This window comes from Streptomyces sp. NPDC002958 (genome assembly GCF_055563255.1).
Genome location: NZ_JBVHDS010000006.1, coordinates 276408 through 301203, shown reverse-complemented (window position 1 = coordinate 301203; position 24796 = coordinate 276408). Strand labels below are relative to the sequence as shown.

21 protein-coding genes are annotated in these 24796 nt (G+C 70.6%); 15 read left to right on the top strand and 6 right to left on the bottom strand.

Translation table 11 applies throughout. The features are described 5' to 3' along the window. The first annotated feature begins 9 nt into the window (after nt 1–9). The 4 genes from ACZ3IC_RS14170 (at nt 10) to ACZ3IC_RS14155 (ending at nt 4643) form a co-directional block, all read left to right on the top strand. The gene (locus ACZ3IC_RS14170) at nt 10–1962 is read left to right on the top strand and encodes an acetyl/propionyl/methylcrotonyl-CoA carboxylase subunit alpha (RefSeq protein ID WP_467416102.1); all 1953 of its coding nucleotides are present in this window, start codon (nt 10–12) and stop codon (nt 1960–1962) included. Further along, a complete protein-coding gene (locus ACZ3IC_RS14165; RefSeq protein ID WP_467415902.1) occupies nt 1959–3119 on the top strand; it encodes an acyl-CoA dehydrogenase family protein in 1161 nt (386 codons plus the stop codon). The genes ACZ3IC_RS14170 and ACZ3IC_RS14165 overlap by 4 nt, the downstream gene beginning before the upstream one ends. A 187-nt stretch (nt 3120–3306) precedes the next feature. Continuing rightward, a complete protein-coding gene (locus ACZ3IC_RS14160) occupies nt 3307–4062 on the top strand; it encodes an enoyl-CoA hydratase family protein (protein WP_467415901.1) in 756 nt (251 codons plus the stop codon). After that, entirely contained in the window at nt 4050–4643 is a 594-nt protein-coding gene (locus ACZ3IC_RS14155) for a TetR/AcrR family transcriptional regulator (RefSeq protein WP_467415899.1), read from the top strand. Before ACZ3IC_RS14160 ends, ACZ3IC_RS14155 begins: the two co-directional genes overlap by 13 nt. A gap of 44 nt (nt 4644–4687) precedes the next feature. On the opposite strand, the gene ACZ3IC_RS14150 is transcribed toward ACZ3IC_RS14155, so the two are convergent. Then, the gene (locus tag ACZ3IC_RS14150) at nt 4688–5797 is read right to left on the bottom strand and encodes a citrate synthase 2 (protein ID WP_467416100.1); all 1110 of its coding nucleotides are present in this window, start codon (nt 5795–5797) and stop codon (nt 4688–4690) included. 221 nt (nt 5798–6018) lie between these two features. Between ACZ3IC_RS14150 and pdxH the strand changes: the two genes are divergently transcribed. After that, nucleotides 6019–6645, top strand: a complete 627-nt coding sequence (gene pdxH / locus ACZ3IC_RS14145) for a pyridoxamine 5'-phosphate oxidase (RefSeq protein WP_467416099.1) — start codon at nt 6019–6021, stop codon at nt 6643–6645. 580 nt (nt 6646–7225) lie between these two features. Then, nucleotides 7226–8605, top strand: a complete 1380-nt coding sequence (locus ACZ3IC_RS14140) for a PAS domain-containing protein (protein WP_467415896.1) — start codon at nt 7226–7228, stop codon at nt 8603–8605. 105 nt (nt 8606–8710) lie between these two features. Here ACZ3IC_RS14140 and ACZ3IC_RS14135 read toward each other — a convergent pair whose 3' ends face one another. Continuing rightward, nucleotides 8711–9472 (bottom strand): SIS domain-containing protein, encoded by a 762-nt coding sequence (locus ACZ3IC_RS14135; protein WP_467415894.1) that lies wholly within the window; start codon nt 9470–9472, stop codon nt 8711–8713. A 222-nt stretch (nt 9473–9694) separates the two neighbouring features. On the opposite strand from ACZ3IC_RS14135, the gene ACZ3IC_RS14130 reads away from it, so the two are divergent. The 4 genes from ACZ3IC_RS14130 (at nt 9695) to ACZ3IC_RS14115 (ending at nt 15560) form a co-directional block, all read left to right on the top strand. Next, the gene (locus ACZ3IC_RS14130; protein ID WP_467415892.1) at nt 9695–10387 is read left to right on the top strand and encodes a metal-dependent transcriptional regulator; all 693 of its coding nucleotides are present in this window, start codon (nt 9695–9697) and stop codon (nt 10385–10387) included. 900 nt (nt 10388–11287) lie between these two features. Continuing rightward, nucleotides 11288–12181, top strand: coding sequence for an alpha/beta fold hydrolase (locus ACZ3IC_RS14125; RefSeq protein WP_467415890.1), 894 nt, complete (start codon nt 11288–11290; stop codon nt 12179–12181). A gap of 401 nt (nt 12182–12582) precedes the next feature. Further along, on the top strand, nt 12583–13965 hold the full coding sequence (locus ACZ3IC_RS14120; protein ID WP_467415887.1) for a transcriptional regulator: 1383 nt from the start codon (nt 12583–12585) through the stop codon (nt 13963–13965). Nucleotides 13966–14138: 173 nt separating this feature from the next. Next, nucleotides 14139–15560, top strand: a complete 1422-nt coding sequence (locus tag ACZ3IC_RS14115) for a hypothetical protein (RefSeq protein WP_467415884.1) — start codon at nt 14139–14141, stop codon at nt 15558–15560. Nucleotides 15561–15601: 41 nt separating this feature from the next. On the opposite strand, the gene ACZ3IC_RS14110 is transcribed toward ACZ3IC_RS14115, so the two are convergent. Then, nucleotides 15602–16882, bottom strand: a complete 1281-nt coding sequence (locus ACZ3IC_RS14110; RefSeq protein ID WP_467415882.1) for an ABC transporter substrate-binding protein — start codon at nt 16880–16882, stop codon at nt 15602–15604. 174 nt (nt 16883–17056) lie between these two features. Between ACZ3IC_RS14110 and ACZ3IC_RS14105 the strand changes: the two genes are divergently transcribed. Continuing rightward, nucleotides 17057–17503: an SCO4402 family protein gene (locus ACZ3IC_RS14105; RefSeq protein ID WP_467416096.1), complete on the top strand. Its 447-nt coding sequence runs from the start codon at nt 17057–17059 to the stop codon at nt 17501–17503. A gap of 28 nt (nt 17504–17531) precedes the next feature. Beyond that, a complete protein-coding gene (gene purU / locus ACZ3IC_RS14100) occupies nt 17532–18410 on the top strand; it encodes a formyltetrahydrofolate deformylase (protein WP_467415880.1) in 879 nt (292 codons plus the stop codon). 42 nt (nt 18411–18452) lie between these two features. On the opposite strand, the gene ACZ3IC_RS14095 is transcribed toward purU, so the two are convergent. Beyond that, nucleotides 18453–19811, bottom strand: a complete 1359-nt coding sequence (locus ACZ3IC_RS14095) for a zf-HC2 domain-containing protein (protein WP_467415878.1) — start codon at nt 19809–19811, stop codon at nt 18453–18455. Beyond that, nucleotides 19808–20410 carry an RNA polymerase sigma factor gene (locus ACZ3IC_RS14090; RefSeq protein WP_467415876.1) on the bottom strand — a complete coding sequence of 201 codons (603 nt, stop codon included), beginning with the start codon at nt 20408–20410 and terminating at the stop codon, nt 19808–19810. The genes ACZ3IC_RS14095 and ACZ3IC_RS14090 overlap by 4 nt, the downstream gene beginning before the upstream one ends. A gap of 278 nt (nt 20411–20688) precedes the next feature. Here ACZ3IC_RS14090 and ACZ3IC_RS14085 point away from each other — a divergent pair, with 278 nt between their 5' ends. Together ACZ3IC_RS14085 and ACZ3IC_RS14080 are read left to right on the top strand one after the other, a co-directional pair. Beyond that, nucleotides 20689–21063, top strand: a complete 375-nt coding sequence (locus tag ACZ3IC_RS14085; RefSeq protein ID WP_467415873.1) for an STAS domain-containing protein — start codon at nt 20689–20691, stop codon at nt 21061–21063. Nucleotides 21064–21143: 80 nt separating this feature from the next. Next, nucleotides 21144–21665, top strand: a complete 522-nt coding sequence (locus ACZ3IC_RS14080; RefSeq protein WP_467415872.1) for an EF-hand domain-containing protein — start codon at nt 21144–21146, stop codon at nt 21663–21665. Between the two features lie 145 nt (nt 21666–21810). On the opposite strand, the gene ACZ3IC_RS14075 is transcribed toward ACZ3IC_RS14080, so the two are convergent. Beyond that, nucleotides 21811–23355, bottom strand: coding sequence for a class I adenylate-forming enzyme family protein (locus ACZ3IC_RS14075; RefSeq protein WP_467415870.1), 1545 nt, complete (start codon nt 23353–23355; stop codon nt 21811–21813). Between the two features lie 244 nt (nt 23356–23599). Here ACZ3IC_RS14075 and ACZ3IC_RS14070 point away from each other — a divergent pair, with 244 nt between their 5' ends. Beyond that, nucleotides 23600–24793, top strand: a complete 1194-nt coding sequence (locus ACZ3IC_RS14070) for an amidohydrolase family protein (protein WP_467415868.1) — start codon at nt 23600–23602, stop codon at nt 24791–24793. Nucleotides 24794–24796: the final 3 nt, after the last annotated feature.

Sequence of the window (24796 nt, the reverse complement as noted above, 5' to 3'; positions counted from 1 at the left end):
ACGACTCAGATGATCTCCACACTGCTTGTTGCCAACCGGGGCGAAATCGCCTGCCGGATCTTCCGCACGTGCCGTGCGCTGGGCATCGCCACCATTGCCGTGTACTCCGACGCGGACGCCGACGCGCTGCACGTACGGGAGGCGGACACCGCCGTACGGCTGCCGGGTGCCGCCCCGTCCGACACCTATCTGCGCGGCGATCTCGTCGTACGCGCCGCGCTCGCGGCCGGCGCCGACGCCGTCCACCCCGGGTACGGCTTCCTCTCCGAGAACGCCGGATTCGCCCGGGCCGTGCAGGACGTCGGCCTCGTGTGGGTGGGCCCGCCGGTCAAGGCCATCGAGCTGATGGCGTCCAAGACCCGCGCCAAGGAGCTGATGGCCGCCGCGGGGGTGCCGCTGCTCGCACCCGTCGACACGGAGAACGTCACCGCCGACGACCTCCCGCTGCTGTTGAAGGCGGCGGCGGGCGGCGGCGGGCGAGGGATGCGGATCGTACGTGAACCAGCCCGCCTGTCAGGCGAGTTGACGGCCGCCTCCGCCGAGGCCGCTGCCGCCTTCGGGGACGGTGAGGTCTTCGCGGAGCCGTACGTGGAGCGTGGCCGGCACGTCGAGGTCCAGATCATGGCCGACGAGCACGGCGGGATCTGGGCGCTCGGCACCCGGGACTGCTCACTCCAGCGACGCCACCAGAAAGTCGTCGAGGAGGCCCCCGCACCCGGCCTCGACGACACGCTGCGGACCCGGCTGCACGATGCCGCCGTGGCCGCCGCCCGCGCGGTCGGCTACCGGGGCGCGGGCACCGTCGAGTTCCTGCTCGCCGCCGACGGACGGCCGTACTTCCTGGAGATGAACACCCGCCTGCAGGTCGAACACCCCGTCACCGAAGCGGTCTTCGGGCTCGACCTCGTCGCCCTGCAACTGCGCATCGCCGAGGGCCAACCCCTGCCCACCACCGCACCGCCCGAGCCGCGGGGGCACGCAGTCGAGGCCCGCCTCTACGCCGAGGACCCCGCCCGCGACTGGCAGCCGCAGACCGGAGCACTGCTCGCACTGGATGTGCCGGACGAACCCGGACTGCGCCTCGACACCGGGTACACCGGCGGCGACACCATCGGCGTGCACTACGACCCGATGCTCGCCAAGGTCATCGCCCACGCACCCACCCGCCGCGAAGCCGTACGCCTCCTCGCCCGCGCCCTCGAACGCGCCCGCATCCACGGCCCGGTCACCAACCGCGAACTGCTCGTACGGTCGCTGCGCCACCCCGACTTCCTCGCCGCCCGCCTCGACACCGGCTTCTACGACCGCCACCTGGACGCCCTCACCCCGGCCCCGGACGAAAGGGACCGCCACCTCGCCGCCCTGGCCGCCGCCCTCGCCGACGCCGCCGGCCGGCACCACGGCCCCGGACCCGGCCCCGTCCGCTTCGGGGCCTGGCGCAACATCTCCTCCCGGCCCCAGGTCAAGCACTACCGCGCCGAACCCGACGGAACCGAGCACCGGGCCGCCTACCGCACCACACGCACCGGCCTCCTCCCCGAAACCGGTGAACGGGTCATCGCCGCCCGCCCCGACCACGTCACCCTCGAAGTCGACTCCCTCACCCACCACTTCGCCGTCACCGCCCACCGGGACAAGGTGTACGTGGACACCGCCACCGGCTCGTACGCCTTCACCGCCCTGCCCCGCTTCACCGACCCCACCGACCGGACCGAACCCGGCTCACTGCTCGCCCCCATGCCCGGCACCGTCGTCCGCATCGCGGACGGCCTAGGGGCCGGGGCGGCGGTGGAGGCCGGGCAGCCACTGATCTGGCTGGAGGCGATGAAGATGGAACACCGCATCCTCGCCCCCGCCTCCGGCACCCTCACCGCACTGCACGCCGCCCCCGGCCTCCAGGTGGAGGTCGGCGCCCTGCTCGCCGTCGTCACCGAACCCGCAGACCCTGAGGAGAACGCATGAGCACCGTCCTCGAAACCGAAGAGCACCAGGCCCTGCGCGCCGCCGTCGCCACCCTCGGAAAGCGTTACGGGCGGGACTACATGACCTCCGTCGTACGCGAAGGAGCCCACCCGCGCGAGCTGTGGACCGAAGCCGCCAAGCTCGGCTACCTCGGCGTGAACCTTCCCGAGGAGTACGGCGGCGGGGGCGGCGGAATGGCCGAACTCTCTATCGTTCTGGAGGAGTTGGGTGCGGCGGGCAGTCCGCTGCTCATGATGGTCGTCTCCCCGGCGATCTGCGGCACCGTCATCGCCCGCTTCGGCACCGACACCCAGAAACAGCAGTGGCTTCCCGGCCTCGCCGACGGCAGCCTCACCATGGCCTTCGGCATCACCGAACCCGACGCGGGCTCCAACTCCCACCGCATCACCACCACCGCCCGCAAGGACGGCGACCACTGGCTGCTCACCGGGCGCAAGGTCTTCGTCTCCGGCGTCGACATCGCCGACGCCACCCTCATCGTCGGCCGCACCGAGGACGCCAGGTCCGGCAAGCTCAAGCCCTGCCTCTTCATCGTCCCGCGCGACGCGCCCGGCTTCCGGCGCTCGCAGATCGACATGGAACTCCACTCCCCGGAGAAGCAGTTCGAGCTGGTCCTCGACGACGTACGGCTGCCCGCCGACGCCCTGGTGGGCGATGAGGACGCGGGCCTCCTCCAGCTCTTCGCCGGACTCAACCCCGAACGCATCATGACCGCCGCATTCGGCATCGGCATGGGCCGCTACGCACTCGCCCGCGCCGTCGAGTACGCGAAGACCCGGCAGGTGTGGAAGGAACCCATCGGCTCCCACCAGGCCATCGCCCACCCCCTCGCCCAGGCCCACATCGAACTGGAACTGGCCCGGCTGATGATGCAGAAAGCCGCCCGGCTGTACGACGACGGCGACGACATCGGTGCCGGCGAGGCCGCCAACATGGCGAAGTACGCGGCCGGCGAGGCCTGTGTCAAAGCCGTCGACCAGGCCGTGCACACCCTCGGCGGCAACGGCCTCACCCGCGAATACGGCCTCGCGTCCCTGATCACGGCGGCCCGCGTCGCCCGGATCGCACCCGTCAGCCGGGAAATGATCCTGAACTACGTGTCCCACCAGTCCCTGGGCCTCCCCAAGTCGTACTGACGCGAGCCGGGTGCCGGATGGCCGAGTGCGACCGGGCGCTGTCCGTGCACGCGGATGGGGCGTCGTGCTGCACGGGGCCGGCCCCGTGCAGCAGACGAGGTAACCGCAGACCATGCAAGCGCGCTTGATCGCTCCCGGCTCCGCTGCCACGCTCGGCAGGACGTCCGGGGAAAAGGAGACGAACCACGTGACTTCGAAGCCGCCGCTCGCCGACCCCACCCACGACCGGGGCATCACCACCCTCACCCTCGACTCACCGGCCAACCGCAACGCACTGTCCGCACAGCTGGTCGGCGAGCTCTCCACGGCCCTGGACGCGTGCGCGGCCGACGACACCGTACGGGCCGTCGTCCTCACCCACACCGGCAACACGTTCTGCGCGGGCGCGGACCTGACCGGGCCGCCCGACCCGGCGGCCTTCGTCGCCCTGATGCGGCAGATCGTCGCCCTGCCCAAGCCCGTCGTCGCCCGGGTCACGGGGCACGTCCGGGCGGGCGGCCTCGGGCTGCTGAGCGCCTGCGACATCTCCGTCGCCGGCCCCGGCGCCTCCTTCGCCCTCACCGAGTCCAGGATCGGCCTCGCCCCCGCCGTCATCTCCATGCCGCTGCTGCCCCGCACCGACCCGCGCGCCGCCGCCCGCTACTACCTCACCGGCGAACGCTTCGACGCGACCGAAGCGGCCCGTATCTCCCTGATCACTATCGCCGTCGGGTCCGCCGAGAACATCGACCAGGCGCTCGTACCCGTACTGGATGGACTGCGCAAGGCCTCACCGCAGGGGCTGGCAGCATCGAAGGAGCTGGTCACGGCTACTGTGCTGAAAAGTTTCGACCAGTACGCCGAAGACCTCATCGCCCGCTCGGCAGCACTCTTCGCCTCCGCCGAGGCACGCGAAGGGATGACGGCCTTCCTCGAACGACGGGACCCCGCATGGGCGTTGTGATGCCCCCCACCGACCGGACCCCCAAGCAGGACCGCAGCCGCGCCACCCGTCGGCGACTCCTCGAAGCCGCGGTCGCCTGCCTCGCCGAACACGGCTGGGCAGGCTCCACGGTCTCCGTCGTCGCCGAACGCGCAGGCGTCTCGCGCGGCGCCGCCCAGCACCACTTCCCCACCCGCGAGGACCTGTTCACCGCAGCCGTCGAATACGTCGCCGAGGAACGCTCCGCCGCCCTGCGCGCCCTGCCCGTCCAGGGCCGCACAGCCGTCGTCGCCGCCCTCGTCGACCTCTACACCGGCCCGCTCTTCCGCGCCGCGCTCCAGCTCTGGGTCGCCGCGTCCAACGAGGAGCAGCTCCGCCCCCGCGTCAGCGAACTCGAAGCCCGCGTCGGCCGCGAGACCCACCGCATCGCCGTCGAACTCCTCACCGCCGACGAGACGAAGCCCGGCGTACGCGAAACCGTCCAGGGCCTCCTCGACATGGCCCGCGGTCTCGGCCTGGCCAACGTGCTCACCGACGACACCGCCCGGCGCCGAAGGGTCGTGGCCCAGTGGGCGGCGTTGCTGGACGAGGCGCTGGGCTGAGCCGGGACCAACAGCCCGCCGACCCCGGACCTCACGCCAGAAGTTCAGTTCCCGAGATTCGTGATCTGCTCGTACCCGGCGATCTCCCGAGGGTCACGCGCTCCGGGCCCGACATACCGCGCCGAAGGACGCACCAGCCGCCCCGTCCGCTTCTGCTCCAGGATGTGCGCCGACCAGCCCGCCGTACGCGCGCACGTGAACATCGACGTGAACATGTGCGCCGGAACCTCCGCGAAGTCCAGCATGATCGCCGCCCAGAACTCCACGTTCGTCGCCAGCACCCGGTCGGGGCGCCGCGCGTGCAACTCCTCCAGCGCGGCCCTTTCCAGCGCCTGCGCAACCTCGAAGCGCGGCGCGCCCAACTCCTCGGCCGTACGCCGCAGAACGCGCGCCCGCGGGTCCTCCGCCCGGTAGACCCGGTGACCGAAACCCATCAGCCGCTCACCCTTGTCCAGGGCCTTCTTCACGTACGCGGTGGCATCCCCGGTCCGCTCGATCTCCTCGATCATGCCGAGGACCCGGGACGGCGCACCACCGTGCAGCGGCCCCGACATCGCACCCACCGCACCCGACAGCGCCGCCGCCACATCGGCACCGGTCGACGCGATGACACGGGCGGTGAACGTGGAGGCGTTCATGCCGTGCTCGGCGGCCGACGTCCAGTACGCGTCGACGGCCTTGACGTGCTTGGGGTCCGGCTCACCGCGCCAGCGGATCATGAACCGCTCGACCACGGACTGCGCCTTGTCGATCTCGCGCTGCGGAACCATCGGCAGCCCCTGCCCGCGCGCCGACTGGGCGACGTAGGACAACGCCATCACGGCGGCCCGTGCCAGATCGTTGCGCGCCGTCTCCTCGTCGATGTCGAGCAGCGGTTTCAGGCCCCACACGGGAGCGAGCATCGCCAGTGCGGACTGCACATCGACCCGGATGTCCCCGGAGTGCACCGGGATCGGGAACGGCTCGGCGGGCGGCAGGCCGGGGTTGAACGCCCCGTCGACCAGCAGGCCCCAGACGTTGCCGAACGACACATGGCCGACGAGATCCTCGATGTCGACACCGCGGTAGCGGAGCGAACCGCCCTCCTTGTCCGGTTCGGCGATCTCCGTCTCGAACGCGACGACTCCCTCTAGTCCCGGTACGAAGTCGGACATGGCGGCTCCCTCGGTCGGCGGCTCTGCGGAGGCCACAATGGCCTGCTCCAAGATATTGGCGGGTTCCCACGACGCGGGGAAGCGTGACATCCGGCACAGCTTCCCGATTCACTGGTGGCGGATCGATGGCCCTCCTCGCCGGGCAGGCTCGGTCACTGCGGCAGGATGACCCCGTGCCCACCGCAGATTCCCCCTCCGATTCCACCACCGATCCGGCCGCGATGCGCGAGCAGTACCGCGCCGTGGCCTTCACCGAGGACACGCTGGCCGCCGACCCGATCCAGCAGTTCGCCCATTGGTTCCGGCAGGTCGCCGTGGGCGGCGTGCTCCACGAACCGAACGCCATGGTGGTCTCCACCGCCACCCCCGAGGGCCGGCCGTCCTCACGCACGGTGCTGCTGAAGAAGTACGACGAGCGCGGCTTCGTCTTCTTCACCAACTACGAATCCCGCAAGGGCCGCGAACTGACCGCCAACCCGTACGTCTCGCTGCTCTTCCCCTGGCACCCGATGGCACGCCAGGTCATCGTCACCGGCGCGGCGGCCCGCGTCGGCCGCGACGAGACGGTCGCCTACTTCCGCACCCGCCCGCACGGCTCCCAGCTGGGCGCCTGGGCGAGCGCCCAGTCGACGGTGATCGGCTCGCGCGACGAGCTGATCGAACGCTACGAGGAACTGGCAGCCCGCTACCCCGAGGGCGAACACGTCCCCGCGCCCCCGCACTGGGGCGGCTTCCGCGTCGTCCCCGACACGATCGAGTTCTGGCAGGGCCACGAGAACCGGCTGCACGACCGGCTGAGGTACGTACGCGAGGGCGAGGGCTGGCGCGTCGAGCGCCTATGCCCGTAGGCAAGCTCCTTGGGGCATGCAGAAACCCGCAGGCTCTGGTCCCTCCTTGCGGAGGAGCCGGCCGGACTTACCGGCGAGCCTGCGGGTCGGTGACTGCTTGGGATTGGCCGATGACCGGCCTGCACTGCAAAGAGCGCGACAACGGGCGTCAGCCCGCAGCCACCTCACGAGTCCGAGAAGAAATCACTTCCGGAACACCTCCTTTCCCTACGTGTGGCAGCAGCCTAAGAACCCTCGGAGAATGTCTCAACTCATTTATTCGGTGGCATGAGTGGCTCTTTGCCCCTCGCCAGGACGAAGACTGTGCCCGCGCCCGTTTTGCCGCTGCCGGTGTTGTTCGGTGGGGAACGTCACCGTCCCCGGTCTCTGCCTTCTCGGCGTGACGCCGACGGAGCTGTGTGCCGCGATATGAGCGATCTTTTGATGAAGATCGAATATGCCATCGTTCGGTGTGCCGACCGGCCGGATCCTGCGCCGGGTGGTGAGTGGATTTCCGAGAAGTCGGTGTGTGCTGGGTCACATTCGAGTTCAATGGTCTGACGTGCGGTGATGCCGGATACGTCCTGCGGGGGGTACGGAGATGAGTGCTTCCAGTAACAGTGGGACCACCGACGCTCCCGGGCCCGACGACGATCCGAAAGGCGATCTGGGGACTGCTCCGAGGACGATCGCGGGGGCCGAGTTGCTTGCGGCGCTGCTCGACGGGATGGATGCGGCGCTCTGTGCGTTCGATGCGGACGGCACCATCACCCACTGGAACCGCGAGGCCGAGCGGATTCTCGGCTGGTCCGCGGAGGAGGCCGTCGGCCGGCCCGGGTTTGCCGGGTGGGCGGTGCGACGGGCGGATGCTGGGGAGGTGCAGGGAAGGCTGATGGCGGCCATGGACGGTGCCGGTCGCCGGGTCCATGAGTTCGCGCTGCTGCGCAAGGACGGTGGGCGGGTGCTCGTGCGGACGCAGTCGGCGGGGGTCCGGGGCGCGGACGGGAGACCGGCCGGGGTGTACTGCGCGTTCGGCGAGGTGCACGCGCAGATCGATCTGGAGCGGTCGATCGCGCTGAGCGAGGCCCTGTTCGAGGACGCGTCGTGGGGTGTGGTGCTCGTCGACGCCGATCTGCGGCCGACGGTCATCAACGTGCACGCGGCACGGGCGCTGGGCGGCCGTCGCACGACGCTGCTGGGGCGCCCGCTGGGGGAGCTGATCGCGCAGGGCGTCGAGGATCTGGAGGGCGCACTGCAGCACGTACTCGCCGAGGGCGCACCACCGGCGCCCGCCGAGTTGTGGGTGACGCTGCGGACGGGGGAGGAGGACCGGCGGCGCTGCTGGCGCAGCGGCTTTCTGCCACTGGCCTCGCCGCTCGCGGAGGAGCCGGTTCCGTTGGGGGTCGGCTGGCTGTTCCAGGATGTGACGGCGGAGAAACTGGCGGCGCAGGAGGCGGACCGGGTGCGGTTCCGCTCCAACCAGCTGCACCGGGCTTCGCGGTCGGCGTCCGAGTGCGAGGACCCGATGGAGGCGGCGACGTCCTATCTGGACTACGCGCTCGCGGGCTTCGCCGACCATGCGCTGGTCGACCTGGTGGCGGGGGAACGGCTGGTGCGGGTGGCGGCGACCCCGTCCGGTGAGCCGGGCCCGTGCCTGCCGGTTGCGGGCGGCGGGATTCCTCTGCGGTACGCGGCCGGTCACCCGGCTCTTCAGGCGGTGGACCGTACGGGTTCGGTGCGGGCCAGTGCGGGAGCGGGGCCGGAGGCCGGGGGGTGGGCGGCCGAACGGCAGTGGCCGGGCGACTCGGTGCACGCGCTGTGCGCGGTGCTGCGGAGCAGGGGGCGCACGCTGGGCGTGGTGACGTTTCTGCGCTCCGCCCACCGCGCCGCCTTCGTACGCCCCGACGCGGCGTACGCGGAGAGCGTGGCGGTCCGGGTCGCCGCGGCGGTGGACCTGGCGCAGGTGCTGGCCCACTCCTAGCCCGTCCGGCGTTCGAGGACGGCACGGTTGCCCAGGCGGCCGGGTGCCGGGGGAGGGGCGTTCGGCGATGGGGGGCGGCGCGGGGGCGGCAGCCGGGCGGCCCCGTCACCCTCCGTGGCGGTAGAAGATCCGGTCCCGGTACTCCGTCATGACGCGCCCGTTCCACTCGTGGCCACCGTCGACGTTCCCCGATCGCAGCATCGGCGGCTCGACCCCCCGCGCCACGAGCTGCTCCGCCGCGGCGGCCATCATCGCCTGCATCACCGCGCTGGTGACCACCGTCGAAGCGGGCGCGAACGGCGCCTCGATCCCGTCGGCGGTCAGTTCCGCGTCGCCGATGGAGATCTTGCTGTCGAGCACGATGTCGCAGTGGTCCCGCAGGAAGCCGCCCGAGCTGTGCCGGGACCGGGTGCCGTCCGCGTACGCCACCGAAGTGACGCCGATGACCTTCAGGCCGAGCGCCCGTGCGTTCATCGCCATCTCCACCGGAAGCGCGTTGCGCCCGGAGAGGGAGATGATCACGAGGACGTCGCCCTCCTCGGCGGGGCTGGAGTCGAGCACCGCACCCGCCAGCCCGTCGACGCGCTCCAGCGCCGAGCCGAGCGTCGCCGGCATGACGTCGACGCCGACCGTCCCCGGCACAGCCAGCAGATTCATCAGGGCGAGACCGCCCGCCCGGTAGACGACGTCCTGGGCGGGGAGCGAGGAGTGCCCGGCGCCGAAGGCGAAGAGCCGACCGCCCGCGGCGACGGTGTCGGCGATCGCGGCACCGGCGGCCGCGATGTTGCCGGACTCCTCGTCGCGCACGCGCTCCAGCAGGCCGATCGCTGCATCGAAGAACTGACCGGCCAGCTTGCTGTCGCTCATCGAGGAGGCCCTTTCCGGCGGGGAGAAATACGGGAAGAAGTGTCCGTGGGGTGTCCGTGCCGCGGATCACGTTGCGGTCTGGACCAGTGACATGTCAATACCGCCCACGCCGCTCCGCTGCACGGTGTCCGGTCGGCGCGGCACGGTTGTCGGTGGTATGCGTCAGAATTGGTTCAGGGCCAGCGCACGACGTTTTTCATGTCACAGCATCGAGGGGCACGAATGTCCGGACTGATCGACACCACGGAGATGTATCTCCGCACCATCCTCGAACTCGAAGAGGAAGGTGTGGTCCCCATGCGCGCCCGGATCGCGGAACGGCTGGACCAGAGCGGTCCGACGGTCAGCCAGACGGTGGCGCGCATGGAGCGCGACGGCCTGGTCCAGGTCGCGGGCGACCGCCATCTGGAGCTGACCGGCGAGGGGCGCCGCCTCGCGACCCGCGTCATGCGCAAGCACCGGCTTGCCGAGTGCCTGCTCGTCGACGTGATCGGCCTGGAGTGGGAGCAGGTCCATGCCGAGGCATGCCGCTGGGAGCATGTGATGAGCGAGGCCGTGGAGCGGCGGGTGCTGGAGCTGTTGCGCCACCCGACGGAGTCTCCGTACGGGAATCCGATCCCGGGCCTGGAGGAGCTGGGCGAGAAGGCCGAGGCCGACCCGTTCCTCGACGAGAGCATGGTGAGCCTGTCGGAGCTCGACCCGGGCGCCGAGGGCAAGACGGTGGTCGTGCGCCGGATCGGTGAGCCGATCCAGACGGACGCCCAGCTGATGTACACGTTGCGGCGGGCGGGTGTGCAGCCCGGTGCCGTGGTCAGCGTGACCCAGTCGGCCGGCGGGGTGCTGGTCGGCAGCAGTGGCGAGGCGGCGGAGCTGAATGCCGAGATCGCCTCGCATGTGTTCGTGGCGAAGCGCTGACGGGCGCCGCTGACCGAGTGTCGGCGGGGCGCCGGAACGTGACGTCCGCTTTCCGTTTTTCCGTCCGGAATCGCAGCGCCCGGACGGATCGCGTGCCAGGCTGTGGCTGAGGCATACCTGAGAGTGTCGGCCATCTGGTCGCGCGGTCGGGGAGGGAGCAGGCGTATGCGCCCGTCGTACTGGCATGTTCGGCATGTTCGGCAGCCGTGCCGGAAGGTGGCTGCCGCGGTCCCGGCCGCCCGCGAACTCGAAGCCGGCACCGGCGCCCACACCGTCGGCGCTGCCGCCCGCGCTGTCGGTGTCGCTGCCGGTATCGGCGGGTGCGGTGCCTGCGCTGTCGGTGTCGAGACCCGCGCCGTGGGTGTCGCCGCCGGTATCGGCGGGTGCGGTTCCTGCGCTGTCGGTGTCGAGACCCGCGCCGTGGGTGTCGCTGCCGGTATCGGCGGGTGCGGTTCCTGCGCAGGCAGTGCCGTCACCCATGCAGTCAGTGCCCTTGCCCGCGACGCCCGCACCTCTGCCCGTGACGCCCGTGCCATCCTGCGCCGCTGCCGGCGCAGCTTGTGCCGTCGCCCGCGAATGCGTTCCGGAGTCGGTCGCTCTCTTGACGCAGGAGGGCCCCGGCGCCTTGCGGCGCCGGGGCCTGTCCTCCCCTGCTTCGACCTGGAGCCCCGAGCTCTCAAGGTCGATCCCTGCGGGCCCTCATCCCCGAGTGGCCCGCCTCCCGGAGAAGATCTCCCCTCCGCGGCCGCCATCAATCCTTGCAGCTGGTCACTCGAACGAGGGGTCTTGGATGCCAGGAACCGTTTTTCGAATAAAGGTTCGATAGTCTCATGTGGCGCGACCACACGGTGATCGAGCGGTATCAAGCGGTGATCGGGGACCAGAAGGGGGTGCCAGAACATGGTGCGGCGCATCGATGTGACCGGGGCCGACGGCGTACGCCTCGCGGCGTGGGAGTTCGCCGACCCGCCCAAAGGGCGCGCGGAGGGTGAGTGCGCCCCAGGGGTCTTATTGCTCCACGGCTTGATGGGCCGGGCCTCGCACTGGGCCTCGACCACCCGCTGGCTCTCCGAACGGCACCGCGCCGTCGGCCTCGATCAGCGCGGGCACGGCCGCAGCGAGAAGCCGGCCGAGGGCCCGTACACTCGTGATGCGTACGTCGCCGACGCCGAGGCGGCGATCGAACAGCTCGGCCTCGCCCCCGTCACCCTCGTCGGACATTCGATGGGAGCGCTCACCGCCTGGCAGCTCGCCGCGAAGCGCCCCGATCTCGTCCGGGCGCTGGTCATCTGCGACATGCGGGCCTCCGCGCTCGGCGCGGCCTCGCAACGGGAGTGGGAGGACTGGTTCAAGTCCTGGCCGGTGCCGTTCGCGACGCTCTCCGACGTACGGAAGTGGTTCGGCGAGGACGACCCCTGGGTGGAGCGGCCCAACCCGGCCCGCGGCGAATTCTTCGCCGAGGTGATGGCCGAGCGGGCCGACGGCTGGCGCCCCGTCTTCTCCCGCCGCCAGATGCTCCAGTCCCGCGCGACCTGGGTGTTCGACGCGCACTGGGAGGAACTGGCACAGGTCCGGTGCCCGACCCTGGTGCTCCGCGGCCTCGACGGCGAGCTGGGCCGGGCGGAGGCCCAGGAGATGGTCCGCGTACTGCCGCGCGGGCAGTACGCCGAGGTGGCCGACGCCGGCCATCTCGTCCACTACGACCAGCCGGAGGGCTGGCGCGCGGCCGTCGAACCCTTCCTGGAGCAATTCGCCGAGGACCCCCAGGGCGACCGCGAGACCGTGTCTCCGTAGGGCAGGCAGGCCTTGTCGTCATAGGAGAGACAGGCCTTATGAGGGGAGGGGCAGGCTCTGCGGAGGTGGCAGGCCTCAACCCTTGCTGGCCGCCGCCACCTGGGGTTACGGGCGTGGCGGGCGTGGTCACGGCTCACTGATCCGGCATACGGGGCGCATGGATGCATGGGCGGGGGCGCGCGTGAGGCGGTGCTCGGTCGGGCGGGTAGCCACCTACGGGCAGCTCACGGGCAGCTCACGGGCAAGCTCACGTGCAGTTCCGTAATGGTCGGCCTTTGTCATATGCCGACACGAATGACAAGGAACGCGACGGACGTGACGAACACGATGAATGTGCGCATTTTCCGTGTATTTGCCGGGCAGTGATCCGCTCATCGATCACTGCGGCCTCAGGGGGAAACATGGCAGCCAGGCCTCTCGTCGCCCGCCAGCCGAACGAACGGCTCCAGGCGCTCATTCAGGAAGCCGGATGCTCCAACGCCGGCCTCGCCCGCCGCGTCAACATGGTCGGCGTGGAGCGCGGGCTCGATCTGCGTTACGACAAGACCTCGGTGGCCCGTTGGCTGCGTGGACAGCAACCACGCGGCAGGGCACCGGGAATCATCGCCGAGGCGCTCGGCCGCAAGCTCGGCCGTACGGTCACGATCGACGAGATCGGCATGGCCAACGGCAAGAATCTGGCGTCCGGTGTCGGCCTGCAGTTCGCCCCGACCGTGGCCGGTGCGATCGAGCAGGTCTGTGAGCTGTGGCGCGGCGACGTCGGCCGTCGCGACTTCCTGTCCGGTTCGTCGGTCGCCTCGTCGGCGCTGGTCGAACCCAGCCGCGACTGGCTGATCAGCGGCGCCGACCCGCAGGTGGCACGGGCCGCCGGTGCCCGCGTCGGGATGTCGGACGTGGAGGCGGTGCGGGCGATGACGGCCGCGCTGGTCGACCTCGACCACCGGTTCGGCGGCGGGCATGTGCGGCCGGTCCTGGTGCACTACCTGAACAGCGTGGTCTCCGGGCTGCTCTCGGGGGCGTACCGCGAATCGGTCGGCCGACAGCTGTTCGCGGCGGTCGCACGGCTCACCGAACTCGCCGGGTACATGGCGGTCGACACGGGCCAGCCGGGGCTCGCCCAGCGCTACTACATCCAGGCGCTGCGCCTGGCCCAGGCGGCGAGCGACCGGGCCTACGGCGGTTACGTACTGGCCGCATCGATGAGCCATCTCGCGGCCCAGCTCGGCAATCCGCGGGAGATCGCCCAGCTGGCGCGGGCTGCGCAGGAGGGCGCGCGCGGGCGGGTTACCCCGAGGGCGGAGGCGATGTTCTACGCGGCGGAGGCGCGGGGACACGCCCTGCTCGGCGACGCCCGCACCTGCCAGGCGGTGACGGGTCGGGCGCTGATGGCCATGGAGCACGCCGAACCGGACACCGGGGACGACCCCGACTGGATCGCCCACTTCGACCACGCCTATCTCGCCGACGAGCTGGCGCACTGTCACCGCGACCTCGGCCAGGCGGAGGCGGCCGCTCGGCGGGCGAAGGAGTCCCTGGCAGGCCACCCGGAGTCCCGGGCCCGCCGCCGCGGCATCGGCCTGGTGCTCCTTGCCACGGCCCAGGTCCAGCTGCGCGAGGTGGAGCAGGCCTGCCACACGGGCACGCAGGCGATGGAGCTGCTGGGGTCGGTGCGCTCCGGCCGGGGCACGGAGTATCTGGACGACCTCCAGCAGCGGCTGGTGCCGTACGGGGACGAGCCGGCGGTACGGGAGTTCGGGGCGAGGCTGGAGTTCCAGGCGGCCTGACCGGGGCCCGATCACCGGATCGTGTCCAGGTGCCCCTTTAACTGCGTCTTGAGAGCGCTGGGTGTTACAGCGCTTGTGAAGGGGCGGTGAGTGAGAACACGCGCTTGGCGAACGGCGGCAGCCACCCGGTAGCGTGAGCCGACGATTCCGTAGGTTTACACGTAGGAGTCCCGGTGACGCAGAGCGGACAGGGTGACGAGCAGCAGCTTCCTGCTGTACGGCCCGCGCACGAAGGTGTCGTGCTGCCCGCGGGTGGCGGCGAGCCCTGGATACCAGGGGGGCCGGCGGATCAGGCCGCCCCGGCGGGCGGCCAGTCGTGGGGGCAGCCTTGGGAGCCGCAGGCGACGCACCAGGACGCCTCGTCGCAGCCACAGGCACACGGTCGGGGGCAGGAACCGTACGGCCAGGGCGAGTACGGCCAGGGGCAGCCGGTACAGGCCTACGGGCAGCCGCAGGCCCAGCCGTTGCCTCCCCTTCAGCCTCAGCAGCCTCAGCAGTCGTACGTGCAGCCGTTGCCGCCCGAGGCCGTGCCCGGCATGAGCGTGGGCGGGGACGCGGATGCCACGCAGTACATCGCACCGGTGCCCGCCGGGCCCGCGCCGGGCGGGCTGCCGCCGGAGAGCCCCGCGGAGGCCACCCAGTTCCTCGACCACGGAGCGCCGCAGCCGCAGCCGCAGGCGTACCAGCAGCAGCCCTCGCACGGCGGGAACGCCGAGGCGACCCAGTTCATACCGCCGGTCCCCGGCGCCGCCCCGTACGGCATCAGGCCCGGGACGCCCGGTGACCGGCAGCCGCCCGCCGAGTTCGACAACCTGTTCCGCAACGAAGGGCCTGCGGGCGCCACCCAGCAGATGCCCCGGTTCGACCCCACGCAGCAGCACCAGGGCGCCCCTCAGCCCCCACAGGCTCCGCAGCCCCAGTACCAGCCCGTGGACGAGAGGCCACAGGGGCGGGCCGGGCAGCGCAAGAAGGCGCCGCACATCCCACTCATCGCGGCGGTCGTCATCGGCTGCGCCGTCGTCGGCCTCGGTGCGGGCGCACTGTTGAGCGGCGGCGACGAGAGCACGGAGAACAAGCAGCCCGTGGCCGCCGCGAGTTCAGCCGCCGGGCAGCCCTCCCCGCAGGCCACGGAAGATCCGGCGAAGCCGCAGGCCGAGGCGCTCGACAAGCTGCTGGCGGACAGCAACAACAGCCGTTCCGCGGTCATCAGCGCCGTCGAGAACACCAAGAACTGCAAGGATCTGGACCAGGCCGTGACGGATCTGAAGGGCGCCGCCCAGCAGCGCCGTGATCTGGTGACCCGGCTTCAGGAACTGAACATCGACAAGCTGCCGAACCACGTCGAGCTGACCGCCTCCCTCACCAAGGCCTGGCAGGCGTCCGCCGCCGCCGACGAGCACTACGCGGCGTGGGCCGTCCAGGCCAAGAACGGCAAGAAGGTGTGCAAGCACGGCAAGGCCCGTACGACATCCGAGACGCAGCAGGCGACCGTGAAGAGCGGCGAGGCGAGCAAGGAGAAGCAGCAGGCGTCGGGGCTGTGGAACTCGATCGCGTCGAAGTACGGACTGACCCATCGAGCGGCGACCGATCTCTGACGGCGGGGCGGCCCGGGCCCCTCACCCGGGCCCTCGCCCCCTCACCCCTTCGCGCTCGCATTCGACAGCGTCTTCGTGACGTCCACGAACCCCTTCTTGTCCGCGACGAGCCGTCCGTCACGCACCACCTGAAACGTCACCTTGGTGTTCACGATGCGCGGATACGCCGACGAGCCGAGCACGTCCTTGAAGTGCCAGCGCAGCACCGGCGTGAGGCCGCCGGTGTCGACGGGGGTTCCGCTGTTGAGAGCGGCGGTGATTTTTCCGGCGGTGATCTGCGGGGCGTCGATCGCCTTCACGATTTCGTTCAGCACGGTGTACGCGATCCACGTCGTCTGGACGCCCGTGTCGTCCGCGTCGATCCGGTTGTCGCCGAAGGCGTGCTCGCGGATCACGTCCCGCATCTCGTCCCAGCGCGCGTCGCCCGAGTCCGGATACCAGCCGGTGATGTAGGCCCCCTCGAACGGACTGTCCCGGCCGCCGGTGCTGTCGATCAGCGGCTGTCCGACGCTGCCGAGGACGGACGAGATCCGTACGTTCCCGTACGACGGTTCGAGTCGGCGGAAGGAGTCGAAGAACGTATCGGTACGGTCCCCCAGCACGGCCGTCACACAGCCGCCGCTCGGACCCGCCGCCTCAAGCGCCCGCTCGGCGGCCTCGTCGTACGAAGTGGCCGACTCCGCCGCCCGGATGTCGGCGGGCTCGGGACGACCGGCCTCGGCGAGACCGGTGTTGAGGAGCCAGGCCTGGCCGTCGCCGCCCAGGGTGTCGGGCCGTACCACGGACACCCGCTCGCAACTGTCGGCGAGCTGCCGGGCATTGCCCGCGAGGAGTGCCGCCTGGCCGCCGTTGACGGGGTAGGAGTTGTAACTGTTGAACTCCTCGTCGGAGGCCCCGTATCCGCCGATGTAGGGAATTCCGGCGGCCGCCAGCGGCGCCATGAATGACGTTCCGTGCCGACTGTACGAGCCGACGACCGCCACCGCCTTCTCCTTGACGGCCAGCCGGGCGCAGTTCGCCGCGCCGAGCGAGGTGTCCGACTCGTCGCAGGTGACGACGCGCAGCTTGTGTCCGTCGAGGCCGCCGTTGCTGTTGACCCAGCGGGCGTACGTACGCGCCATGGCGGTCATGCCCGCCATGTTCACCGCGTCCGGTCCCGCCTCGCCGCCGGGGGCCCATGTCGCCACGGTGATGGGCTCCCTGGAGTCCCCCGAGGCCCCAGGGAGCGCACCGCAGCCGGTGATCAGCAAGGCCCCGACCGCCGCCGCACTTGTGAGGAGCTTGTAGGGGCGGGGGGAGGTGGAGCATTGCCTTCCGGTCATGGTTATGCACATTTCCGCCCACGGGGTAACGCCGCAGTGTGCTCCGCGCAACGCTCGGCGACATCCAGGTGAATTAAGGGGGCCTGTGCGGCGGGCTGGGAAGGGAACGTACGATCGGCAATCGTGCAGCAAGGTTCGGAGAACACTTCCCGTCGCGGCCGTCGCTCCTCCACCATGGGCGGCATGCCGCTGAATGACATGCCGTGGTGGCGCTGGCGCAGCAACGTGCGCTCGGCGCTGCACATGCTCTCCGACCCCGTCTTCCACCACGAGTGCTGGCTGGCCGGCCGGGAAGGGTACGGCGACGTCACCGACGCCGTGTACCGCCTGGTCGAGGACACCTGGCTGGACAACTGGTCCGCCGAGAAGTACGTCGGGACGATCTTCCGCGACTCCGGCGAGTCCGCCCTCGTCGACGTCGCCGTGCTCCGGGTGCTGCGCATCATGCACCAGGTCGGCGCGGATGCCCCCGTCTCGGCGTATCTGGAGCACCACGGCTGGCCGGAGGCAGTACGGGCAGCCCGCGAGGCCCATGTGCTCCTCGCCACCAACGACGGCGAGGACCCGGACACCCCGCCGCGTTCCCTGGACGTGCTCCGCATTCTGACCAGGTCGGCCTGATCTTGGTCCGGTGTGGCACGCTACGGGGATGACCGCGCCGAAGCCTGCTGAGACCACCCCCGAGCAGTACGTCCTCACGCTCTCCTGCCCGGACAAGAAGGGCATCGTGCACGCCGTGTCGAGCTATCTCTTCATGACCGGCTGCAACATCGAGGACAGCCAGCAGTTCGGTGACCACGACACAGGTCTGTTCTTCATGCGTGTCCACTTCTCGGCGGACAGCCCGGTGACCGTGGAGAAGCTGCGGGCCAGCTTCGCCGCGGTCGGCGACTCCTTCCGGATGGACTGGCAGATCCACCGTTCCGCGGAGCGGATGCGGATCGTGCTGATGGTGAGCAGGTTCGGGCACTGCCTCAACGATCTGCTGTTCCGCTCCCGGATCGGGGCGCTGCCGGTCGAGATCGCAGCCGTCGTCTCCAACCACACGGACTTCGCGGAGCTCGTCGCCTCGTACGACATCCCCTTCCGGCACATCCCGGTGACCAAGGAGACCAAGGCCGCCGCGGAGGCGGAGCTGCTGGAGCTGGTCCGCGAGGAGAACGTCGAGCTGGTCGTCCTCGCCCGCTACATGCAGGTCCTCTCGGACGATCTGTGCAAGCAGCTGAGCGGCCGGATCATCAACATCCACCACTCCTTCCTGCCGAGCTTCAAGGGCGCGAAGCCGTACCACCAGGCGCACGCCCGCGGTGTGAAGCTGATCGGTGCGACGGCGCACTATGTGACGGCCGACCTCGACGAGGGGCCGATCATCGAGCAGGAGGTCGAGCGGGTGGGCCACGGCGTCACGCCGGACCAACTGGTCGCCATCGGGCGCGACGTCGAGTGCCAGGCGCTGGCGCGGGCGGTGAAGTGGCATGCGGAGCGCCGCATTCTGCTCAACGGCCGCCGTACGGTGATTTTCGCGTAGGACGCCGTACGGAACGGCCTTTCTGGAGCGCCGGCTCGCGCGCTACAGCCGGCTCAGCGACGCCGCCGCGAACAGTACGTCGCGGATCGCCTCGCGGTCCCCCTCCTGACCGGCCGTCGCCTCCACCGGCGGCACATGCCCGGCCACCAGCTGGCAGAACTCGACGCCGTCCAGCGCGACCTGCGCCACCGTGTGAGCGGGCGAGCCGACCGCGGCCGGGGAGTCCAGCGGGATGTACCAGTCACCGCCGCCCGAGCCCTCGACCTCCAGATGCAGCGAACGGCCCGGTGATCCCGCCGTCACCGGACGGCGGGCGGGCCCGGCCAGCCCGGACCTGCGGCGCTCGGCGAGGGCGGCCGGGAGGAGCCGGGCCGCCAAGTCGATCATCCGGTTGAGATGGGCGGCCGACGGTGCTTCGTACGGATAGTCCACCGCGTCCGCGATGTCGCCACCGTGCACCCAGCATTCGAAGGCCCGGTCCAGCAGCGAGTCGTGCATCGGAAGGGCGAAGTCCCCGTACGAGATGGAGAGTTCGGAGGATTTGTGACCGGCGAAGGACACCGTACGAATGAGGGTGTGGCTCTGCTCGCGCCACGGCTCGCGGATCGTACGGGTAAGTGGCCGCCGGGCGGCCGACCAGTGCTTCTCCGTGCGTGAGGTGGGGGAGAGCGGCCAGTCGTCGCCCCGGCCGGTGACGCCGTCGCCGAGTGGTACGTCGAGGCCGAGGGCGGTGCCGACCAGCCCGTCGACGGTCATGAGGTGACCGATGACGCCCGCGACCGTCGTCTTGCGATTGACCTCCTGCTCGCCCTCGAACCACTTCAGCCGCACCGGGGCATGCCACTCCGAGTCGCCGATGTCACGCAGCAGTGCGTCGAGCCGGGCGGTCTCCGCGTCGTAGGGGGAGGCCCAGTCCGGTACCGGGATCTCGGCCGGACGGCGGCTCAGGCAGGTGTCGATCACCCGGGAACGCAGCGCCGGATCGAGGTCCAGGCTGCGGTCGGTCTGGAGCAGGCTGACCGCGTCGCGCAGCCGCAGGGCCTCATCCGCGCAGGCGGCGCACTCGGTCAGGTGCGCCTCGACGGCCTCGGTCTCCTCCGCCGAGCAGGCGGCCAGGGCCCAGGCGCCGAGGAGGGCTTTGAGGACGCGATGGGGGAGCACCAGGGCCGGTGCGGCGGACGGGCCCGATGGGTCCGGTGGTGCCACGACAGATTCCGGTTCCGGTGTTGCCGGTTGCGGGGCCGGCCGTGACTCCTCGGGCGGGATCGCGGGCACGGGCGGCGAGAGCGGGACGGCGTCGAGGTCGAAGTCGTCCGCGGCGGCCCGCGGTCCCGGTATGCGCCGCGCGCCCCGTACCTCGTCGTCGCCCTCGCGTCTGTTCGCGTCGTCGTCACCGGTCACAGGGGCCGTCCGTATCCGGGTGGCGCGGACCCCTCCAGCGGGCGGGTGTGCGCGGTGGAGAGCAGTTGCAGCCCGAGCCGCAGCCGGCGGCGGGCCTCATCCTCGGTGACCCCGAGGTCGGCCGCCGTCTGCCGGTAGTCCCGGCGCTGGACGTACGCGAGCTCCAGCGCGGCACGCAGCGGGGCGGGCATCGACGCGACGATGTAGTCGGCACGGGCCGCGGCCGTGGCCCGGCGCACCCGCTCCTCCAGATCCTCAGGGTCCGCCGTCGGGGCGGCGGCCCCGGTCTCCTCGTCCGTACCGTCCCGACGGCTGCCCTTCTCGCGCAGCCGCCGCACGGACTGGCGGTGCGTGAGCCGGGCCACCCAGGACCGCATCGAGCCCTGCTTCGGGTCGTACGCGTCCGGGTTCTCCCACACGTAACCGAAGACCTCACGGGTCACCAGGTCGGCGGCGGTCTCGTCGTCGAGCATCAGGTGGGCCTGGCTGTGCACGAGCGAGGCGAACCGGTCGTAGAGCTCGCCGAGAGCAGCCGCCTCACCGCGTGCCAGTCGCTGCTGCATCTTGCGGTCCCAGCGGGGTGGTGCGTTGTTCGGCATACGACCCCCAGCCCTGTTCCCTCGTCACATCGAATGTAGTCGGCGGTGCTGACCATGCACGCCCCTTTACGGCAAGTACGCCCCTGAGCAGGCCCGGGATGATAGGGAGTGCGTCATCCGACGCCGGCGGAATCGGACCTGACGTGATCATTTCTTCCCGAACCCGGCTGTGTTTTATCGCGCCGCCCGGTGTTTCATGGGTCTGCGGCGAGGGCAGCCGCGATAAGGAACGGAAACTTCCGGATCGTCGGAATCCCCGGAGCGAGAGGCCCAGTCGCGTGACACTGAACGTGGCCGAGACCGTGCAGGGCGACTGGACCGTGCTGCGCATACGCGGCGAGCTGGATCTGCTGACCTCGCCCGCCGTACGCCAGGGCGTCCATGACGCGGTCGCGGCCGGGCGCCACGATGTGGTGCTCGACCTCTCCGAGGTCCTGTTCTGCGATTCCAGCGGCGTCGGCATACTGATCGCGTCCCGTCGTCTCATGCGCTCCTGCGGGGGCCGGCTGCGGCTGATCCTCCCGGCCCGCGGCGCGGAGGAGGGGTCCCACGTCAACCGGGTGCTCGCCGCCCTCGGCGTGCGCCGCCTCTTCGAGGTTTACCCCGACCGGGACGCGGCCGTCGACGACGAGGCCCGGCCGCTCTCGGCATGAGGCCGGTCCAAGACCAGGTTGTAACAACGGTGGCGCGCGTAAGTGACACGTGACGCCTGTCGGCGTCGTACGCTCCCCGCATGGAAAGCGCAGAGTATGAGCGCAAGATCGCCTTCCGCTTCGCCGCCTTCGACCAGGACGGCAACGGATACATCGATCGCGCGGATTTCAGTGCCGCCGCGGCCCGTCTGCTCACCGAATTCGGTACGACGGCTCGCTGCGACAAGGGCCAGGCGCTCTACACCGGGGCCGAGGCATTCTGGCAGGGCATGGCGGGCATTGCCGATGTCGACGGGGACCAGCGTGTCACCCGTGAGGAGTTCGTGGGCGGGGCCGTGAAACGGCTGCGCGACAACCCGGAGCGCTTCGCGGAGATCGCCCGCCCGTTTCTGCGCGCGGCGATCGCCGTGGCCGATCAGGGCAACGAGGGCGCGGCCTCCGTATCCGCCGTGGAGCGGGCGCTGAAGGTGCTGGGCGCGGGCGCGGAGACGGCGGCGTTCGCGGCACGGAGTCTGGATACGGACCAGGACGGCAGGGTCACCGAGGGCGAGGCCGTGGAGGCGTTCGCCCGCTATTTCACGGTGATCGGGCCGGACGCGTAGGGCCGCGGCGCTACGGGGGCACGGCTACGGGGCCGCGGCGCTACGGGGGCAGGGCTTACGGGGCACGGCTACGGGGGCAGGCCTTCGGGGGCAGGGCTACGGGGGCACGGCCCCCGCTCCCACCCTCGTCCGCCGCCCCCGCCCGTCAGGAGAACCGCTCCCGCAGCCGGTACTTCAGTACCTTCCGCAGCGCCTCGTTGCGCGGCAGCGCTGCCACCACCTCCAGTTGCTCCGGCAACTTGTGCACGGAGAGCCCCTGCGCCCGTAGATACCCGGTGATCTCCACCAGTGTCAGCGGAGCCGTTCCCGCGGGCTGTTCCACGACCGCGCAGACGCGTTCGCCGCGCGACGGGTCCGGAAGCCCGATCACGGCCACGTCCCCGACGCCCGGGTGACGGTGCAGCAGGTCCTCTATCTCCTTGGCGGAGATGTTCTCGCCCTTGCGGATGATGATGTCCTTCAGCCGCCCGGTCAGCACCAGATGCCCGCTCGCCTCGACATGGCCGACATCGCCGGTGATCAGGAACCCTTCCGCGTCGAAGGCCGCCGCCGACGCCTCCGGGTTCAGATAGCCCTGGCAGACGGCCTCCCCGCGGAGTCGTACCTCGCCGTCGGTGCCGTGCGGCAGCGGTTTGCCGTCCTCGTCGGTGATCCGTATCTCCATTCCCTCGGGCGGGCGGCCCTCCGTCTCGGCGAGGTGTTCCACCGTGTCGTCGGGCGCGCCCATGGTGATCATGGGGACCTCGGTCATGCCGTACCCGTGGGTGAGCTGGACGCCCATTTCCCGTACCACCGCGTGGTAGATCTCCGGCGGTTTCGGCGCCCCGCCGCCCGCCAGCAGCCGCAGGGTGGGGATCAGCTTCCGGTCCGGGGCCTTGCGCTGTTCGGTGAGGAACATCGAGTAGAACGCGGTGGACCCGCCCGCGACCGTCACCCGGTGGCGCCGGTAGTCGTCCAGCGCGTCCGGCATCGCGAAGTGCTCGAACAGGACCGCGGGGAATCCGTACAGCAGCAGCATCACCGCATAGTCCGGCCCACCGACATGGGCGAACGGGAAGGCCACCGAACCGATGTCGTCCTCCGACAGGCGCAGTGCGTGGGCCAGGCAGGAGCCGCCCGCGATCAGGCTGCGGTCGGTGTGGAGGACCCCCTTCGGGTCGGAGGTGGTGCCCGAGGTCCAGTAGATCCAGCGCACCGCCGACCCGTCGGCGGGCGGCGGCGGCAGTACGGACGGGTCGCCGTCCGGCAGTGACGCGTACGCCTCGAAGACCAGCGGCGGGTGCCCTGCTTCCGCGGCCAGCCGGTGCGCCATCGCCGTGTGGTCGAAGCCGCGCCAGGTGCCGGGCACGGCGAAGAAGCCGGCCTTCGACTCGCGCAGCGCGAATCCCGCCTCGCGGTCCCGGTAGAACGGGATGACGGGCGACTGCACGGCCCCGATGCGGGTCAGCGCGAACGACAGCAGCACCGTCTCAAGACGGGTCGGCAGTTGCCAGGCGACGACGCTGCCGGGGCGCACGCCCATCCCCCACAGTCCCGCCGCGACCCGCTCACCGCGGGCGCGCAGCTCGCCGAAGGTCAGGGTCCGGTCGTCCTGGATCAGGAACGGGCGGTCCGGCGTCAGGGCGGCCCGGCGTTCGACGAGCTCCCAGAAGGTGCCCGATGCGCTCAGCGCGTGTGCGGTCTCGTTCACGGCGAACCCCTCGCAGCTGACGGGTAGTCAGATCATGCGGAGAGCGTAGAGCGCTGCGCCTTGTCGGTCCAGGGGTGCGGGGCTAGCCTGAGTCGTGGAGTGAATCTGACGACCCATCAGGAAAGAGTGTCGTCGGAGACGGCCGTCGGAAACAACCGTCGGAATCATCCGTCGGAAACGTCTGTCGGAAACGTCCGTCGGAACCACGGCCGGAAGGCCTCAAGCGTGCGCCGAAGGGGACACCATGACGGAACTGCCTCGGATCGTCAGCGTCGACGACCATGTGATCGAGCCGCCGCACCTCTTCTCGACCTGGCTGCCCGCCAAATACCGCGACCGCGGCCCGCAGCCGCTCACCGCGGGCATCGGCGAGCTGGCGTACACAGGGGGCAAGTACGTCATCACGATGGACCCGGACGGGCCGCCCACCGACTGGTGGATCTACGAGGACCTGAGGTTCCCGTACAAGCGGAACATCGCCGCCGTCGGCTTCGACCGCGACGACATGACGCTGGAGGGGATCACCCGGGCCGAGATGCGGCCCGGCTGCTGGGACCCGGCCGAGCGCCTCAAGGACATGGACCTCAACCATGTGGAGGCGAGCCTCTGCTTCCCGACCTTCCCGCGCTTCTGCGGTCAGACCTTCGCCGAGGCGCACGACAAAGAAGTAGCGGTGGCGTGCGTCCGCGCCTACAACGACTGGATGGTGGAGGAGTGGTGCGGCGACAGCGGCGGCCGGCTCATCCCACTCTGCATCATCCCGCTGTGGGACATCGACCTGGCGGTCGCGGAGATCAAGCGGAACGCGGCGCGAGGGGTGCGCGCGGTGACCTTCTCCGAGATTCCCACCCATCTCGGACTGCCGTCGATCCACACCGGGTACTGGGACCCGTTCTTCGCGGCCTGCCAGGAGACCGGCACGGTCGTCAACATGCACATCGGGTCCAGCTCGCAGATGCCCGCCGCCTCGCCGGACGCCCCGCCCGCCGTACAGGCCAGCCTCTCCTTCAACAACGCGATGGCCTCGATGATGGACTTCCTGTTCAGCGGGGTGCTGGTCAGATTCCCACGGCTGAAGCTCGCCTACAGCGAGGGCCAGATGGGCTGGATCCCGTACGCCCTGGAGCGCGCCGACGACGTGTGGGAGGAGCACCGGGCGTGGGGCGGGGTGCGCGATCTGATCCCCGAGCCGCCGTCCACGTACTACTACCGGCAGATGTTCTGCTGCTTCTTCCGCGACAAGCACGGGGTCGCCTCACTCGACGTCGTCGGGCGGGACAACGCCACCTTCGAGACCGACTACCCGCACGTCGACTCGACCTTTCCGCACACCAAGGAGGTCGCCCTCGACCACGTCAAGGGACTGGACGACGAGACCGTCTACAAACTGATGCGCGGAAACGCGATCCGGATGCTCGGTCTGGACCTGGACAAGTAGGCG

Excerpts from the sequence above, each read along its gene's own strand:
- ACZ3IC_RS14170 (WP_467416102.1), top strand. The coding sequence starts at position 10 with ATGATCTCCACACTGCTTGTTGCCAACCGGGGCGAAATCGCCTGCCGG.
- ACZ3IC_RS14105 (WP_467416096.1), top strand. The coding sequence starts at position 17,057 with ATGGGCGGCATGCCGCTGAATGACATGCCGTGGTGGCGCTGGCGCAGC.
- pdxH (WP_467416099.1), top strand. The coding sequence starts at position 6,019 with ATGCGCGAGCAGTACCGCGCCGTGGCCTTCACCGAGGACACGCTGGCC.
- ACZ3IC_RS14110 (WP_467415882.1), bottom strand. The coding sequence starts at position 16,882 with ATGACCGGAAGGCAATGCTCCACCTCCCCCCGCCCCTACAAGCTCCTC.
- ACZ3IC_RS14155 (WP_467415899.1), top strand. The coding sequence starts at position 4,050 with ATGGGCGTTGTGATGCCCCCCACCGACCGGACCCCCAAGCAGGACCGC.
- ACZ3IC_RS14120 (WP_467415887.1), top strand. The coding sequence starts at position 12,583 with ATGGCAGCCAGGCCTCTCGTCGCCCGCCAGCCGAACGAACGGCTCCAG.
- ACZ3IC_RS14135 (WP_467415894.1), bottom strand. The coding sequence starts at position 9,472 with ATGAGCGACAGCAAGCTGGCCGGTCAGTTCTTCGATGCAGCGATCGGC.
- ACZ3IC_RS14090 (WP_467415876.1), bottom strand. The coding sequence starts at position 20,410 with ATGCCGAACAACGCACCACCCCGCTGGGACCGCAAGATGCAGCAGCGA.
- ACZ3IC_RS14125 (WP_467415890.1), top strand. The coding sequence starts at position 11,288 with ATGGTGCGGCGCATCGATGTGACCGGGGCCGACGGCGTACGCCTCGCG.
- ACZ3IC_RS14165 (WP_467415902.1), top strand. The coding sequence starts at position 1,959 with ATGAGCACCGTCCTCGAAACCGAAGAGCACCAGGCCCTGCGCGCCGCC.
- ACZ3IC_RS14130 (WP_467415892.1), top strand. The coding sequence starts at position 9,695 with ATGTCCGGACTGATCGACACCACGGAGATGTATCTCCGCACCATCCTC.
- ACZ3IC_RS14080 (WP_467415872.1), top strand. The coding sequence starts at position 21,144 with ATGGAAAGCGCAGAGTATGAGCGCAAGATCGCCTTCCGCTTCGCCGCC.
- ACZ3IC_RS14140 (WP_467415896.1), top strand. The coding sequence starts at position 7,226 with ATGAGTGCTTCCAGTAACAGTGGGACCACCGACGCTCCCGGGCCCGAC.
- purU (WP_467415880.1), top strand. The coding sequence starts at position 17,532 with ATGACCGCGCCGAAGCCTGCTGAGACCACCCCCGAGCAGTACGTCCTC.
- ACZ3IC_RS14070 (WP_467415868.1), top strand. The coding sequence starts at position 23,600 with ATGACGGAACTGCCTCGGATCGTCAGCGTCGACGACCATGTGATCGAG.
- ACZ3IC_RS14150 (WP_467416100.1), bottom strand. The coding sequence starts at position 5,797 with ATGTCCGACTTCGTACCGGGACTAGAGGGAGTCGTCGCGTTCGAGACG.